The 15,586-nt window shown below is 72.4% G+C and carries 13 protein-coding genes and 1 pseudogene; 9 read left to right on the forward strand and 5 right to left on the reverse strand.

From position 1 onward, the window contains the following. The first annotated feature begins 53 nt into the window (after positions 1-53). Both AC51EU_RS04555 and AC51EU_RS04560 read left to right on the forward strand, forming a co-directional pair. Positions 54-389 carry a hypothetical protein gene (locus tag AC51EU_RS04555; RefSeq protein ID WP_496265324.1) on the forward strand — a complete coding sequence of 112 codons (336 nt, stop codon included), beginning with the start codon at positions 54-56 and terminating at the stop codon, positions 387-389. 202 nt (positions 390-591) lie between these two features. After that, entirely contained in the window at positions 592-2,025 is a 1,434-nt protein-coding gene (locus tag AC51EU_RS04560) for a Gfo/Idh/MocA family protein (protein WP_496265325.1), read from the forward strand. Between the two features lie 9 nt (positions 2,026-2,034). Here the strand turns inward: AC51EU_RS04560 and AC51EU_RS04565 are convergent, their stop codons facing one another. Continuing rightward, complete coding sequence (locus AC51EU_RS04565) at positions 2,035-2,781, reverse strand: L,D-transpeptidase family protein (protein WP_496265337.1); 747 nt, start codon at positions 2,779-2,781, stop codon at positions 2,035-2,037. 251 nt (positions 2,782-3,032) lie between these two features. On the opposite strand from AC51EU_RS04565, the gene AC51EU_RS04570 reads away from it, so the two are divergent. Both AC51EU_RS04570 and AC51EU_RS04575 read left to right on the forward strand, forming a co-directional pair. Continuing rightward, positions 3,033-4,832, forward strand: a complete 1,800-nt coding sequence (locus AC51EU_RS04570) for an ABC transporter transmembrane domain-containing protein (protein WP_496265326.1) — start codon at positions 3,033-3,035, stop codon at positions 4,830-4,832. Further along, positions 4,829-6,610: an ABC transporter ATP-binding protein gene (locus AC51EU_RS04575; protein ID WP_496265327.1), complete on the forward strand. Its 1,782-nt coding sequence runs from the start codon at positions 4,829-4,831 to the stop codon at positions 6,608-6,610. The genes AC51EU_RS04570 and AC51EU_RS04575 overlap by 4 nt, the downstream gene beginning before the upstream one ends. A gap of 199 nt (positions 6,611-6,809) precedes the next feature. Here AC51EU_RS04575 and AC51EU_RS04580 read toward each other — a convergent pair whose 3' ends face one another. Next, positions 6,810-7,601 (reverse strand): metal-dependent hydrolase, encoded by a 792-nt coding sequence (locus AC51EU_RS04580; protein ID WP_496265328.1) that lies wholly within the window; start codon positions 7,599-7,601, stop codon positions 6,810-6,812. A gap of 330 nt (positions 7,602-7,931) precedes the next feature. Here AC51EU_RS04580 and AC51EU_RS04585 point away from each other — a divergent pair, with 330 nt between their 5' ends. From AC51EU_RS04585 to AC51EU_RS04595, 3 genes are all read left to right on the forward strand, one after another. Beyond that, a complete protein-coding gene (locus AC51EU_RS04585; protein WP_496265329.1) occupies positions 7,932-8,825 on the forward strand; it encodes an aminoglycoside phosphotransferase family protein in 894 nt (297 codons plus the stop codon). A gap of 302 nt (positions 8,826-9,127) precedes the next feature. Continuing rightward, the gene (locus AC51EU_RS04590) at positions 9,128-11,641 is read left to right on the forward strand and encodes a DEAD/DEAH box helicase (protein ID WP_496265330.1); all 2,514 of its coding nucleotides are present in this window, start codon (positions 9,128-9,130) and stop codon (positions 11,639-11,641) included. A 49-nt stretch (positions 11,642-11,690) separates the two neighbouring features. After that, a complete protein-coding gene (locus AC51EU_RS04595) occupies positions 11,691-12,560 on the forward strand; it encodes an acyl-CoA thioesterase (protein ID WP_496265331.1) in 870 nt (289 codons plus the stop codon). On the opposite strand, the gene AC51EU_RS04600 is transcribed toward AC51EU_RS04595, so the two are convergent. After that, the gene (locus tag AC51EU_RS04600) at positions 12,491-13,387 is read right to left on the reverse strand and encodes a DUF6397 family protein (RefSeq protein WP_496265332.1); all 897 of its coding nucleotides are present in this window, start codon (positions 13,385-13,387) and stop codon (positions 12,491-12,493) included. The genes AC51EU_RS04595 and AC51EU_RS04600 overlap by 70 nt on opposite strands. 68 nt (positions 13,388-13,455) lie before the next feature. Beyond that, complete coding sequence (locus tag AC51EU_RS04605; protein ID WP_496265333.1) at positions 13,456-13,875, reverse strand: roadblock/LC7 domain-containing protein; 420 nt, start codon at positions 13,873-13,875, stop codon at positions 13,456-13,458. 158 nt (positions 13,876-14,033) lie between these two features. Here AC51EU_RS04605 and AC51EU_RS04610 point away from each other — a divergent pair, with 158 nt between their 5' ends. Then, entirely contained in the window at positions 14,034-14,462 is a 429-nt protein-coding gene (locus tag AC51EU_RS04610; protein ID WP_496265334.1) for a PPOX class F420-dependent oxidoreductase, read from the forward strand. A 55-nt stretch (positions 14,463-14,517) separates the two neighbouring features. Here the strand turns inward: AC51EU_RS04610 and AC51EU_RS04615 are convergent, their stop codons facing one another. Continuing rightward, on the reverse strand, positions 14,518-15,132 hold the full coding sequence (locus AC51EU_RS04615) for a GTP-binding protein (protein WP_496265335.1): 615 nt from the start codon (positions 15,130-15,132) through the stop codon (positions 14,518-14,520). 336 nt (positions 15,133-15,468) lie between these two features. On the opposite strand from AC51EU_RS04615, the pseudogene AC51EU_RS04620 reads away from it, so the two are divergent. Beyond that, a pseudogene (locus AC51EU_RS04620) lies at positions 15,469-15,586 on the forward strand (SAM-dependent methyltransferase); the annotation flags it as partial.

A 15,586-nucleotide genomic window follows, 5' to 3' on the forward strand; every position in this document is an offset into this window, starting at 1 on the left:
CCCGTGCCGGGGGCACGGGGCCGGCCGACGGGCCGAGGCACGAGACTGGGCGCATGGGAAAGAGCTGGCGGGCGCCCCTCGCCGTCAATGTGCTGCTGGGCATCGCGGGCATCGTGCCGATCTGGCTCGTGTACTACTTCGCCGTGAACTGGCCGCTCGCCGCGATCGGCCTCACCCAGGGCAATCCCACGGAGAACGACGGGGTCCTGCCCTGGGTGCTGTTCGCGGGGCCGGTCATCACCGCGTTCGTCCTGGGCTGGTGGCTGGCCAACCGCCCGCTGCGGCGCCGGACCCCGCTGGCACCGCGCGCCTACTGGCTCCTGAGCCTGGCGGCGACGGCTCTGCCGACGCTTCTCCTGGCCGCCGTCAGCCTGGGAAAGAGCCGGTGACGCGGGCGGGCGACCACGGGATCGATCCCCCGCTTCTGGTGTCTTCCGGGGCGTCAGCGATCTGCCGACCATCAGGACAACGGACCGGCGACCCATAACGATGAGTCCCACCACGCCTCTTGTGCCACGGGCCCCTCACCCGTCAAGGTCCTCACCGAGGTTCCCGTATGCCCCGCACACCATCCGCTCCCTTGGAGGACAGATGAACGAGGCACAGCCGCAGCACCACGACGGCCGCGACGAGGAGTCGGGACCGAGCCGCCGCAGGGTCCTGTGGACCGCCGGCGCGGCGGGCGCCGGGCTCGGGCTCGGACTCGGCGGACCGGCCGCCCCCGCCGCGGCCGCTTCCCCCACCACCGCTTCCGGCGCGGCGGCCGCCCCGCGCCCCCAGGGCAGGACCATGATCGGCGTGCCCTTCGAGCGGCGCGGCACCGTACGCGTGGGCCTCGTCGGCCTCGGCAACCGCGGCGGCAGCATGATCGACCTCTTCCTCGCGGTACCCGGCGTCCGCGTCGTCGCCGTGTGCGACCCGGTCAGGGAGAAGGCGGAACGGGCCGCCGCGAAGGTGGTCGCCGCCGGGCAGCCCGCGCCCGCCCTCCACACCCACGGCGACCACGACTTCGAGAAGCTCTGCGCCCGCGGCGACCTCGACTTCGTCTACGGCGCCACCCCCTGGGACCTGCACTTCGAGGTGGCCAGGACGGCGCTGCGCCACGGCAAGCACGTCGGTGTGGAGTGTCCGCTCGCCCTGCGGCTCGACGAGCTGTGGGAGCTGGTCGACCTCTCCGAACGCACCCGCCGGCACTGCCTGCAACTGGAGAACTGCTGCTACGGCAGGAACGAGATGCGGGTCCTGCGGATGGCGCACGCGGGCCTGTTCGGTGAGCTGCTGCACGGCGCCGGCGCCTATCTCCACGATCTGCGCGGCCTGATGTTCGACCCGAAGTACTACGAGGGGCCCTGGCGGCGGCTGTGGCACACGAGGCTGCGGGGCGATCTCTACCCGACCCACGGCTTCGGCCCCGTGGCGAACTACATGGACCTCAACCGGGGCGACCGCGCCGTACGCATCTCCAGCTTCGGCACCCCGGCCCTGGGCCTCGCGGCCTACCGCGAGGAGCACATGCCGGCGAACGACCCGAGCTGGAAGGAGTCGTACGTCGGGAGCGACCGCGCCATCAGCCTGGTGCAGACGGCCAAGGGCCGGGTGATCCGGCTGGAGCACGATGTCTCGACCCCGCACCCCTACAGCCGTATCAACAGCCTCGGCGGCACCAAGGGCGTCTTCGAGGACTATCCCGAGCGGATCTACATCGAGCCGGACCACAGCGACGACGAATGGGGCGACTTCTCCCGGTACGCGCAGTGGGACCACTGGCTGTGGAAGGAGCACGCCAACCCGCCCGGCGGGCACGGCGGGATGGACTACATGATGGTCTTCCGGCTGATGCAGTGCATGCGGCTGGGCCTCGTACCGGACTTCGACGTGTACGACGCGGCGGCCTGGAGCGCGCCCGTACCGCTGAGCGACGCCTCGATCCGGGCGAACGGAGCGCCGCAGGAGATCCCGGACTTCACCCGGGGGCTGTGGCGGCACGCCCGTCCGGGGATGGACTCGCCGAAGCCGCGGGAGTAGGGGCGCCGGTCAGCCCGCGAGCCGCGACCTGTCGCCCATGACGACGACGGGGTGCCGCGCCGGGTCGAGGGTGCGCAGCAGGGTGGTCATGCCGGACCTGTCGATGCTGACGCAGCCGGAGGTGCCGCTGCCGTGGTCCAGGTGCAGCCATATCCCGCCGCCCTTGGACTCGCCCTCCGGGCGCATGGGGTCGAGCGGTGACCTGCCCTTGACGCGGTTGTAGTCGACGGCGACGACCAGGTCGAAGTCATGGCGGGTGTTCGCGGACCAGGAGGACGGCGGGGCGAAGGCCGCCGACCGGGTGTAGGGCAGCCCGGCTCCCGGGTCCGCGAGCACCCCGCCCGCGTCGCTCAGCGTGAACACCCCGACCGGGCTGCGCAGATCGCCCGAGTGGTGATCGGTCGTCCAGCCGCGCCGGCCGTTGTGGGCGGGCCAGCTGCCCTTGCTCACCCAGGCGTCCGCCTGCTTCTCGTACAGCACGAGGGTGGCGTCGGGCGAGTCGGCGCCCTTGCCGTAGACGGCCACGACCTGCCGGGACGCGGACGGTATGCGCGAGCGCAGGGCGGCGCCGACTCCGGGGACGTCCTTCTGGCGTACGGCCTGCGGTGCCGCGCGCTCCTGGGCGTGTCTCCCCTTGCCGCCCGCGTCGTCCGTGCCGCCCTCCGGGCCACCCGCGCAGCCCGTCATCAGCACCGCCCCGGCCGCGGCCACCGCCGCCGCCCGTACCGCCCTGCCCGCCGTCCACATGTCCTCCATGGTCGCACCGGGCACTGACAACCGGTCACCGCCCGTGCGCCGCCTCCTCGCCCCGTCGGGCCGGAGTGCGCGGGACCGGCGGAAAACCGTTTGAATTCACGGACCCGACGGGCGACCCTTCCGTGGTCCCCTTCGCACCGGCCCGGTGGAACGGGGCCTGCCCGCGCCGCCCGGACCGTCCTTCCCACCCGCTCCCCCGCCCCGCCGGCCGCTCTCCCCCGCTCCGTCCGCCCCGACAACGCCTGGAAGCCATGCAGATTCGCGATCTCCCTCACGCCGACCCCGGCGACCCCGACGTCCGGTCCGGCGGCAGATTCCTCCTCTGGCTCTTCCGGAAACAGGTCGGCGGGCAGGCCAAGGCACTGCTGTGGGGACTGGTGCACACCGGTGCCCTGGCCGCCTTCCCCCTGCCCGTCGGCCTCGCCGTGCAGGCCGTGGTCGACCGCTCCGGCGGCCGGCTCGCCCTGGCGGGCGGGCTGATGGCGCTGCTCGGCGCGCTCGTCGCCCTCGGCGACACCATGCTGCACCGCGCGGCCGTCACCAACTGGATCAGCTCGGTCGCCCGGATGCAGCAGCTGCTCGCCCGCAGGACCACCGAACTGGGTTCGGCGTTGACCCGGCGGGTGGCCGCCGGGGAGATCGTCGCGGTCAGTACGGGTGACCTGGAGAAGATCGGCTGGTTCGTGGAGGCGGTCTCCCGCTTCGGCGCCGCCGCCGTGACCACCGTCGGTGTCTGTGCGGCGCTGCTGTTCTACCAACCGGCCCTGGGCACGGTGGTGGTGCTCTGCACTCCCGTGCTGGCCCTGGCCGTGCTGCCGCTGCTGCCGGCCGCCACCCGGCGCGCCGACGCCCAGCGCGAGAAGGCCGGGCGCGCCACCGAACTGGCCTCCGACACCGTCGCCGGGCTGCGCGTCCTGCGGGGCATCGGCGGCGAGGAGCTGTTCCTGGGCCGCTACCGCGAAGCCTCCCAGGAGGTCCGGCGCGCCGCCGTCCGCAGTGCCCGCATGTGGGCGCTGATCTCCGCGGTCCAGGTGGTGCTACCGGGGCTGCTGCTGATCGCGGTGGTCTGGTACGGCGCCCGTCTCGCGCTCGACGGGCAGCTTCCCGTCGGCGAACTCGTCACCATCTACAGCGCCGTCGTCTTCCTGCTGTTCCCGCTGCGGCACTTCGAGGAGATCGCGATGGCGCTCTCCTTCTCCCTGCCGTCGGCGAAGCGTACGGCGCGGGTCCTGGCGCTGAGCCGGCCGTCCGGCGGCGACGGTACGGAGCACCCGGTGCCGTCCGGCGATCTCCACGACCCGGTCACCGGCCTGACCGCCCGGACCGGACGGCTGACCGCCGTGGTCTGCGGCGACCCCGACGCCGCGGGGCGGCTCGCCGAACGCCTCGGGGGGCACTCCGCCGCCGAGGACGACGACCGGGCCGACGGGGACACCCCGCTGTCCGTCGTCCTCGGCGGCACCCCGCTCCGCGACGTCCCGCGCGAGACGGCCCGCACCGCCGTCCTCGTCCAGGACAAGGACCCGGTGCTGCTCTCCGGCACCCTCGGCGAACTCCTCGACGTACCGGCCTCCGGGCGCGTCAGCCCGGCCCAGGCGCTGTCCGCGGCCCAGTGCGGCGATGTGCTGGCCGCCCTCGCCCAGGCGTCCGTCGACGACTCCGGCGACCCGATGCGCACCCGCATCACCGAGCGCGGCCGTTCGTTGTCCGGCGGGCAGCGCCAGCGCCTGGCCCTGGCGAGATCGCTGGTCACCGACCCTGAGGTGCTGGTGCTCGACGAGCCGACCAGCGCCGTCGACTCCCACACCGAGGCCCGGATCGCCGACGGCCTGCGGGAGATCAGGACGGGGCGTACGACGGTGGTGTTCACGTCCAGTCCGCTGCTGCTGGACCGGGCCGACCGGGTGGTGTTCCTCCAGGACGGCAAGGCCGTCGGCGAGGCCGGCCACCGCGAACTGCTGCGTACCCATCCCGCCTACCGCGCCGTCGTCACCCGTGACACGGACACCCCGCCGGCCGTGCCGGCCCACCGGATCGAGGAGACCGCATGATCGGCCTGGCGCCGCCGGAGCACGATCCCGATGCCCCGCAGACCGTCACCACCCTCCCCGTCGGCTCACCGACCACGGTACGTGCCTACGTCACCGGACTGATCCGCCGTCACCGCAAGGACTTCGCCCTGCTCGTCGGCGTCAACGCGGTGGCGGTGATCGCCTCCATGGCCGGCCCGTACCTGCTCGGCGGGCTCGTCGAGGACCTGGCCGCCGGCGACCGGGACATCCCCCTGGCCCGCACCCTCGCCCTGTTCGCTCTCGCGCTCGCCGTCCAGACGGTGTTCGTACGGATGGTGCGGCTGCGCGGGGCGATGCTGGGCGAGCAGATGCTGGCGGACCTGCGCGAGGACTTCCTCGTACGGTCCGTGGCGCTTCCGCCCGGCGTGCTGGAGCGGGCGGGCACCGGGGATCTGCTGTCGCGGATCACCACGGACATCGACCGGCTCGCGGAGGCGATGCGCGAGGCCGTGCCGCAGCTGTCCATCGGTGTCGTGTGGGTGGGGCTGCTGCTCGGCGGGATCACCGTGACGGCGCCGCCGCTGGCGCTGGCCGTGCTGGTGGCGCTGCCGCTGCTGCTGGTCGGCTGCCGGTGGTACTTCAAGCGGGCGCCGGGCGCCTACCGGTCGGAGGCGGCCGGGTACGCCGCGGTGTCCGCCGTGCTCGCCGAGACCGTGGACGCGGGGCGCACCATCGAGGCCCACCGGCTGGGCGCGCGCCGGGTGGCGCTGTCGGAGCGCAGGGTCCTCGAATGGACCCGGTGGGAGCGCTACACGCTCTATCTCCGCTCGGTGCTCTTCCCCGTCATCAATGTGACGCATGTGCTGGTGCTGGGGGCGGTGCTGATGCTGGGCGGTGTGTTCGTCCTCCAGGGATGGCTGACCCCCGGGCAGTTGACGACGGGCTCGCTGCTGGCACAGATGATGTCCGAGCCGGTCGGGATGATCCTGCGCTGGTACGACGAACTCCAGGTCGCGCAGGTGTCGCTGGCCCGTCTCGTCGGGGTCCGCGAGGTCGAGCCCGAGGCGGCGGACGGGGCGGTGCGGCCCGACGGCCGGGACGTACGGGCCGACGGGGTGTGCTTCGGCTACCGCGAAGGCGTCGACGTCCTCCACCAGGTCTCGCTGAACGTCCGTCCCGGCAGCACGGTGGCGCTGGTCGGGCCGTCCGGCGCGGGCAAGTCGACGCTGGGCAGGCTGCTGGCCGGTATCTACGGGCCGCGGGCGGGGACGGTCACCCTGGGCGGCGCGGCACTGTCCGCGATGCCCGCGGAACGCGTCCGCGAGCAGGTGGCGCTGGTCAACCAGGAGCACCATGTGTTCGTCGGCTCGCTCCGCGACAATCTGCGGCTGGCCCGCGCGGGAGCCGGTGACGCGGAACTGTGGGCGGCGCTCGGCGCGGTGGACGCGGCCGGCTGGGCGCGGGCCCTGCCCGACGCCCTGGACACCGAGGTGGGCTCGGGCGGACACGCCCTCACCCCGGCGCAGGCACAGCAGATCGCGCTGGCCCGGCTCGTGCTCGCCGATCCGCACACCCTGGTCCTGGACGAGGCGACCTCGCTGCTGGACCCGCGGGCGGCCAGGAACCTGGAACGCTCGCTGGGCACGGTGCTGGACGGCCGTACGGTCGTGGCCATCGCGCACCGGCTGCACACGGCGCACGACGCCGATGTGATCGCGGTCGTCGAAGACGGCCGGATCAGCGAACTCGGCAGCCATGACGAACTGGTCGCCGCCGGCGGGGCGTACGCGGCGCTGTGGCGGTCGTGGCACGGGTGACGGGCGCGGTGGCGTGGGCTTCGGTCTGCGCGGCGGTCCGGTCGGCTTGTTCGGGCTGGTCTCCGGGGCGTTCGGCTTCTCCGGGTTGTTCGCGCGGGGGCCGCTGGGCACGGTCCCCGCATGCCTCGGCAACGCGGACGGGGCGGTGGGATGTGCTCCCACCGCCCCGTGTGCCGTCACCGCGTGTGACGCGAACCGTTCAGAGGTACCCGAGTGCGCCCAGGGCGCAGAGGGCTCCGACCAGCATGAAGCCCGGTGTCAGGACCTTGAGCTCCACCCAGCTTCCGGCCCGGAAGCGCATGGCCTTGGGCGTGCCGATCGGGTACCAGCGCTTGCCCGCTATCGGTATGGGCCACAGGATGGGGCAGCCCGAGACGGTCAGGGCGTCGCCGATGTCGTGGACCAGGGCGCCGAGCAGGATCGGCAGTCCCAGCCAGAGGTACTGCTGCCCCGGCTCGTCGAACAGCCAGCCCGCGCCGTTGCCCGGCTCGTCGAGTATGCCGACCAGGATCCACGCCGAGGCCGCGCCGAGCAGCCACACCAGCACATCGCTGGAGACCCGCGCCGCCCGCCACAGCAGCCCCTCGATCGCCAGCACCATATGGACGAAGAGGATGCCGAGCACCGCCCAGCGACCACCCTGGGTCGCCAGCAGGGACATGCCGCCGCCGACCAGTACGGCCCACACCCAGGTGTGGGTGAGTGTGCGGTGGCCTCCGGAACGGTGTCCGTCCTTCCGCATCTTGGTCGCCTTGAAGACCGCGTGCGAGAGGGCGTCGACCACCTCGCACAAGATCCGCGAGAGGGGGCCGAAGGACCGCGAGATGGTGGCGGACTTGTGGTCGAGGTCGGGGGCGAGCGCCGCTCCGGCGCAGATCAGAGCACCGCAGACGAGCACCGGCCAGGGCATCGGTTGCCCGGCGGCAGCGGCCGCCGCGCCCACCCCCAGCCAGGCCACGGCCCCGGACAGCGAGTGCGCCGGTCCCATCATGGTCGTTCCCCACCCCTTTGTTCTTCTGGTGCTTGCCGTACTGGTCGGGCCGATCGCGCTGGTCACGCCGTTACGGCACGCCATGGGCCACGGTCGGCGACTCAGCGTAGCGTCAGATGATCTCTTCCCGCGGCGTGGGGGACGCCGTCCACCCTCCCGAGCCCGGTCGGCCGGGCAGCGCCCATGGCGATGACAAGCGGCGCGATGCCGGCGCACCGCGCACCGAGTGGACGAACTGCTGCGACGCCTCGCGCACGGACACCACCCCCCTCACCACCGGCCCATCGCCTCCCTCCCCGGCGTCCACGAGAAGCCAGAAAGAGCTGCCCCATGCCCGTGCCTCCTTCCTCGCCCGCTGTACGGCATCTGGTCCGGTCCCTTCTCCCCGGCGCCGAGGTGGACATCCGCCCCGTGGACGAGGGCGGTGAGCATGCGACCTGGTGGGTCGGCGCCGGCCACGTACTCCGGCTGGCCCTGGACACGGACACGTCCGCACGCCAGCGGCGCGAGGTCGCCCTGCGGGACGCCCTCCGTCCCTTCCTCACCGTCGCCGTGGCCGAGAGCGCCGCGTCCGGGACGTGGGCGCGAGGACTCGCCTACACCCTCGACACCCGCCTCCCCGGAGTCTCCGCGGAACAGCGGCCCGTCTCCCCGGAGGGTGAACAGGACCTGTCCCGCCTGCTGCGCGGACTGCGGGCCTTCCCGGCCGGGCAAGCCGCCGGGCTCGGTCTGCCGGAGGCGCCGCCACGCGATCTGCGGGACCTCTCGGAGCGCGCCGCACAGGCCGCCCCACGCCTGTCCGGCGAGGAATCCTTCGCCCCTGACGCCCTTCGGATGGTGACGGACCTCCGTCCCGCCCCCGCCGCCGGGGGCCTTCCCATCACCCTGGTGCACAACGACCTCAAGGGTGAACATCTTCTGGTGGACGAGGGACGGGTCCGTGGCGTCCTCGACTGGACGGACGCGGTGCTCGGTGACCCCGCCGAGGACATCGCCGGACTCGTCATCTCCGTGGGCGCCCCCACGGCCGTCCGCGTGGCGGCCCACGCCGGATATCCGCCCGCGGTGTGCGCCCGCGCCCTGTGTCTGTCGCGCTGCGACACGGTGACGCTCCTCGCCGACCGGCTGCGCGGCGCCGACGACAGCCCGCTGCCGCTGCTCCGGACCCAGCTGGCCCGCGCCTGGCGGCGCACTCCCCTCGACACCGGCCCGGCGCGGGCATGACCACCTACCCGACGCCCCTCGCGAGGGAACGCCGCGTCGGGAGGCAACCGCCGCTCGTCACGTTCCGGAGCGGCAGGCCCGTCGCTCGTCCGGGCCGGAAGGCCCGGTGGCGTCCGTCCCGCCGGAGCACAGCGGGTCGGCGCACGGGCACGGAAGGGGTCGGTGAACGCGTGGTCCCTGGCGGGGCGGGCCCTCCCGGCCAGGGGAATCCGCGGGCACCGGGACGGCGGCGGGACCGGTGGTTGATCTTCGCTGGAACAGCCGGTTCCATGATCCGGGCCGAAGGCAGGCAGTATGGGGGCGTGACCCTTATCGATCATTTGCCGAACGACGCCGACCCCGATGCCCTCTTCGAAGCCTTTTCGAGCTGGGCCGAGCAGCAGGGCATCGCGCTCTACCCTGCCCAGGAGGAGGCGCTGATCGAAGTGGTCTCGGGGGCGAACGTCATCCTCTCCACACCCACCGGCTCCGGTAAGAGCCTGGTGGCGGCGGGGGCCCACTTCACCGCGCTCGCCCAGGACCAGGTCACCTTCTACACCGCGCCGATCAAGGCACTGGTGTCGGAGAAGTTCTTCGACCTGTGCAAGCTGTTCGGCACCGAGAACGTCGGCATGCTCACCGGCGACGCGTCCGTGAACGCGGACGCCCCGGTCATCTGCTGCACGGCCGAGGTCCTGGCGTCGATCGCACTGCGGGACGGCAAGCACGCGGACATCGGCCAGGTCGTCATGGACGAGTTCCATTTCTACGCCGAGCCGGACCGCGGCTGGGCGTGGCAGATCCCGCTGCTGGAACTCCCGCAGGCACAGTTCGTCCTGATGTCGGCGACGCTGGGCGACATGTCGCGGTTCGAGGGCGACCTGACCCGACGCACCGGGAGGCCGACCTCCGTGGTGCGCTCGGCGACCCGGCCCGTTCCGCTGTCGTACGAGTACCGGACGACGCCTCTGACGGAGACGCTGACCGAGCTGCTGGAGACCCGGCAGTCGCCGGTGTACATCGTGCACTTCACCCAGGCCGCCGCCGTGGAGCGGGCACAGGCGCTGATGAGCATCAACATGTGCACGCGGGCCGAGAAGGACGAGATCGCGAAGATCATCGGCAACTTCCGGTTCACCACGAAATTCGGCCGGAACCTGTCGCGTTATGTCCGGCACGGCATCGGTGTGCATCACGCCGGAATGCTGCCGAAGTACCGCCGGCTGGTCGAGAAGCTGGCGCAGGCGGGGCTGCTGAAGGTCATCTGCGGCACGGACACACTCGGTGTGGGGGTCAATGTGCCGATCCGTACCGTGCTGTTCACCGCGTTGACCAAGTACGACGGGACGCGGGTGCGGACCCTGCGGGCCCGCGAGTTCCACCAGATCGCCGGGCGGGCCGGGCGGGCCGGATTCGACACCGCGGGCTTTGTGGTGGCGCAGGCGCCCGAGCATGTCATCGAGAACGAGAAGGCGCTGGCGAAGGCGGGCGACGACCCGAAGAAGCGGCGCAAGGTGGTGCGCAAGAAGGCGCCGGAGGGCTTCGTCAACTGGGGCCAGAACACCTTCGAGAAGCTGATCGCCTCCGATCCCGAACCGCTGACCTCGCGGTTCCGGGTGACGCACGCGATGCTGCTGTCCGTGATCGCCCGGCCGGGCAACGCCTTCGAGGCGATGCGGCGGCTGCTGGAGGACAACCACGAGCCGCGGCGGAACCAGCTCCGGCACATCCGGCGGGCCATCGCGATCTACCGGTCGCTGCTGGACGGCGGGGTCGTGGAGCGGCCGGACGAGCCGGACGCGGAGGGCCGCGTCGTACGGCTCACCGTCGACCTCCAGCAGGACTTCGCGCTGAACCAGCCGCTGTCGACGTTCGCGCTGGCCGCGTTCGACCTGCTCGATCCCGAGTCGCCGTCCTACGCGCTGGACATGGTCTCGGTCGTGGAGTCCACGCTGGACGACCCGCGGCAGATCCTGGCGGCACAGCAGAACAAGGCGCGGGGCGAGGCGGTCTCGCAGATGAAGGCCGACGGCGTCGAGTACGAGGAGCGCATGGAGCGCCTCATGGACGTCGAGTACCCCAAGCCGCTGGACGAGCTGCTGTCGCACGCCTACGGGCTGTACCGCAGGAGCCATCCGTGGGTCGGGGACCACCCGCTGTCGCCGAAGTCCGTGATCCGCGACATGTACGAACGCGCCATGACGTTCACGGAGTTCACGTCCTTCTACGAGCTGGCGCGCACCGAGGGCATCGTGCTGCGGTACCTCGCCAGTTCCTACAAGGCGCTCGACCACACCGTGCCGGACGACCTGAAGTCGGAGGACTTCCAGGACATCGTCGCCTGGCTGGGTGAGATGGTCCGGCAGGTGGACTCCAGCCTGCTGGACGAGTGGGAGCAGCTGGCGAACCCGGAGGTGGAGACCGCCGAGGAGGCGGAGGAGCGGGCGGACCAGGTGCGGCCGGTCACCGCGAACGCGCGGGCGTTCCGGGTGCTGGTCCGCAACGCGATGTTCCGGCGTGTGGAGCTGGCGGCGCTGGACAAGGTGGAGGAGCTCGGCGAGATGGACGCCGAGTCCGGCTGGGACGCGGACGCCTGGGGCGAGGCGATGGACGCGTACTGGGACGAGTACGACGAGCTGGGCACCGGTCCGGACGCCCGCGGTCCGCGGCTGCTGCGGATCGAGGAGGACACCGCGCACGGGCTGTGGAAGGTGCGGCAGACGTTCGCCGACCCGAACGGCGACCACGACTGGGGGATCTCCGCCGAGGTGGATCTGGCGGCCTCCGACGAAGAGGGCCGCGCGGTGGTACGGGTGACGGACGTGGGGCAGCTGTGAGACCGTTCCGGCGGGAGTCGGCGCGGGATGCGACGGGGGGCCACCGGTCATGACGAATCCGGCCGAGAAGCTGGTCGATCTGCTGGACCTGGAGCGGATCGAGGAGAACATCTTCCGGGGCCGCAGCCCGCAGGAGTCGTTGCAGCGGGTGTTCGGCGGGCAGGTGGCCGGGCAGGCGCTGGTGGCGGCCGGGCGGACCACGGAGGGCGACCGCCCGGTCCACTCGCTGCACGCGTACTTCCTGCGCCCCGGGCGGCCCGGGGTGCCGATCGTGTACCAGGTGGAGCGGGTCCGCGACGGGCGGTCGTTCACGACGCGCCGTGTCGTCGCGGTCCAGCAGGGTCGGACGATCTTCAATCTGACCGCTTCCTTTCACAAGCCGGAGCCCGGCTTCTCCCATCAGTTGCCGATGCGCCGGGCGGTGCCCGGCCCGGAGGACCTGCCGACGGTGGCCGACGAGGTCCGTGCCCATCTGGGCGGACTGCCGGAGTCCCTGGAGCGGATGGCGCGTCGGCAGCCGTTCGACATCCGCTACGCCGACCGGCTGCGCTGGACCCCGGACGAGGTCGAGGCGGCCGAACCGCGCAGTGCGGTGTGGATGCGCGCCGTCGGGCCGCTGGGGGACGACCCTCTGGTGCACACCTGCGCGCTGACCTACGCCAGCGACATGACCTTGCTGGACGCCGTGCGGCTGCCCGTGGAGCCGCTGTGGGGGCCGCGCGGTTTCGACATGGCGTCCCTCGACCACGCGATGTGGTTCCACCGGCCGTTCCGCGCGGACGAGTGGTTCCTCTACGACCAGGAGTCGCCGATCGCGACGGGCGGCCGAGGGCTGGCGCGCGGCCAGATCTACGACCGGGACGGCAGGCTGCTGGTGTCCGTCGTCCAGGAGGGGCTGTTCCGAAGAGCGACCGTCTGACGCCGGTGCGGCGCCGCGACCGACGAGCGGGCGGGGCACCGTGCCCGGTACGGCGCGTCGCGGCGGGCATTGCGCAGGGTCCGTGACAGGTTGACGCGGTACCACATCACCTCGTCGAACTCCTCGGCCGTCAGCACGCGTTCGCAGGAGGCGCGGGCCGCTCCGGTGGCCGTGACGACCGAGGCGAAGTGGGGCCGCAGACGGCGCAGCAGGGACCGCTCCAGCGGGTCCCCGGCGACCGAGGCGAGTTCCTCCGGGGGCAGCACGGCGGCGATGGCCGCCGCGGATTCCCAGGGGTCGCCGGCCTGTGCCATGAGCTGGGCGACGCGGCGTCCGCGCCACTGCCGGGCCCGCCAGTCCTGCCCGCTGTCGAGCGCCGCGCGCATCGCCGCGGGGATGCTGCCGCGCAGCAGCCCCGGTTCGCGGTCGGCGAAGCCGGTGACCTCCGTGGCGAGGTAGAGCCAGACGACGGCGCCGTAGCGGTTCACATAGAACCTGACGGGGCTGAGGCAGCCGGCCCGCGTCAGGCGCAGGAAGCGTCCTGGTCCGATCCCCAGCAGGGCGGCGGCCTCCGTCGACCCGACCGTGCGGATCCGATCCCGGAGGGTTTCCGGGAAGCCCGGCTCGGACCGCAGCCGGGTGATCTCCTCCGCCGGGACGCGGCGCCGGCGGGGCGGATCGCCGTCCCCGGCGCGGGTGGTGGTCCCGGCCGGCACCGTCCGTACTTCTCCGAGCTGGGTGGCGAGTTCGAACTCGCCGGTCATCAGATCCAGTTCGCGGGCGGCCCGTCCCGGGGCGAGTGTCTGCCCGTCACACATCGCTGTCATCGTCTGCTCCCCCGCAGCTCGTTCCATGACTGACAGTGACGACTGTACGCAGGAGGTGTGACGGCCGGTCAATCCCCGCCGTGTTCCTGTGGATAACTTTCGGGATGCCGTGCCGCCACGCCCAGGTGTTCGCCGACGCGATTGACGAGCAGCGTCATCTCGTAGGCGATCTGGCCCATGTCGGCGTCGGCACCGGCCAGCACGCACAGGCAGCTGCCGTCACCGGCGGCCGACACGAACAGCACGCCCTCCTCGAACTCCACCATCGTCTGGCGGACCCGTCCGGCCCGGAACCGCTTTCCGAAGCCCTTGGCGAGGCTGTGCAGTCCCGAGGCGACGGCGGCCAGATGTTCGCCGTTGGCCCGGTCGAGTCCCTGGCTGGCCCCCGTCACCAGCCCGTCGTTGGAGAGCACCAGTGCGTGCCGTACCTTTTCCACGCGCTGGGTCAGGTCGTCCAGCAGCCAGTCGAGTCCGCTGGTGAGTGCCATACCGCTTCCTCCCCGTGTCCCCGGCCGCACCGCGTCGCGGCCGGCAGCCGGTACGCGACTGCCGTGCCAGCCTGTCCCACCTCCGCCGTCTCGGCAAGCGGCCCGGCCCCGGCGTGCCCTGCCACGCCCCGGCGCGCGGGGCGGGCAGGATGCGGGGCATGGCGCGAACAATGACCCGTCAGGAATGGCAGCGGTTCCTCGCGGAGGGAACCCGTACCGGCAAACTCTCGACCGTACGGGCCGACGGCAGTCCGCACGTCGCCCCGGTGTGGTTCCTCGTGGACGGTGACGATCTGGTCTTCATGACGGGCGCGGACAGTGTCAAGGGCCGGAATCTGCGGCGTGACAACCGGGTGGCCCTGTGTGTGGACGACGAGCGGCCGCCGTTCACGTTCGTCATGGTGGAGGGGACCGCCGAGTCGGACGACGGTCTGGACGCCGCCCGGCACTGGGCGCCGAGGATCGCCGCGCGGTACATGGGCGAGGAGCGTGCCGAGGAGTTCGGCGCCCGCAACGGCGTGCCGGGCGAGCTGGTGGTGCGGGTCCGCGTCGGCAAGGCCGTCGCCCTGGCGGACCTCGCGGACTGACGGCGGCGGGCGGGTGCGGGGCCGCACGGCGCGGCCCCGTCCTGTCGCCGGAGCGCTATTCCTCCGGGTCCGCCGGCCAGACGGCGTAGCGCCGTCCGGCGTGTTCGACCAGGCGGATCAGTACCTCCTTCCCGGAGTCGCGGTCGCGTGCGTCGCACAGCACCACGGGGGTGCCGGGGTCCAGGTCCAGAGCGCGGGCGACCTCGTCGATCTCGTAGGAGCGGAAGCCCTCGAAGCAGTTGACGGCCACCACGAAGGGGACCGAGCGGCGTTCGAAGTAGTCCACGGCCGCGAAGCAGTCCTGGAGCCTGCGGGTGTCGGCGAGGACCACCGCGCCCAGGGCACCGTCCGCGAGGTCCTCCCACAGGAACCAGAACCGTTCCTGCCCCGGGGTGCCGAAGAGGTAGAGGGAGAGGACGGGGTTGATGGTGATGCGCCCGAAGTCCATGGCGACGGTGGTGGTGGCCTTGCGGGCCACTCCCCCGGTGTCGTCCACGGAGGTGCCTGCCATGGTGAGCGGTTCCTCGGTGCGCAATGGCCGGATCTCGCTGACGGATCCCACCAGGGTCGTCTTGCCCGCCCCGAACCCGCCCGCCACGAGGATCTTCAGCGCCCGCTCGGGGCCTGCTCCCGCGGGTGCGGCCTCCGGGGCCCGTTGTGCCGCTGTCATCGGCGGTTTCCTCCAGGATGCAGACCCCGTACGACACGGGGTGATTGGATGCCCGGCGTGGTGGCCGGAGCCGCGGGCGGCCGGACGCCGTCCGAAATCCATGGCGAGGACCGTACTCCCACATTGGCGTGAATTCCTTGATTTTCACGAAAGCGGCCGCGAGAAAAAGGATTCATCTACCCTGTGCGGTCCCGCAGTTGGAGCGCCGCTGCCGGCGTGCGCCCCCGTGGTGCGCGGCGTGCCGGCGGTCGTACGCGATCATGGCCGGTGCACCCCGCCGGCGGAAGGGCCTTCGGGCCGCCGCCGGCCGACCGTTCCGCCCCGTGGAGGAGTCCGATGACCGACGAGCAGGACGGCCCGGTGCACGACGTCCGGGCGTTCTTCGGGCCGCGTGCCGCCCACTGGGACGCGCGTTTCCCCGACGACGGCCCCGCCTACGCGGCGGGTGTCGCCG

The organism is Candidatus Streptomyces philanthi (genome assembly GCF_059553635.1).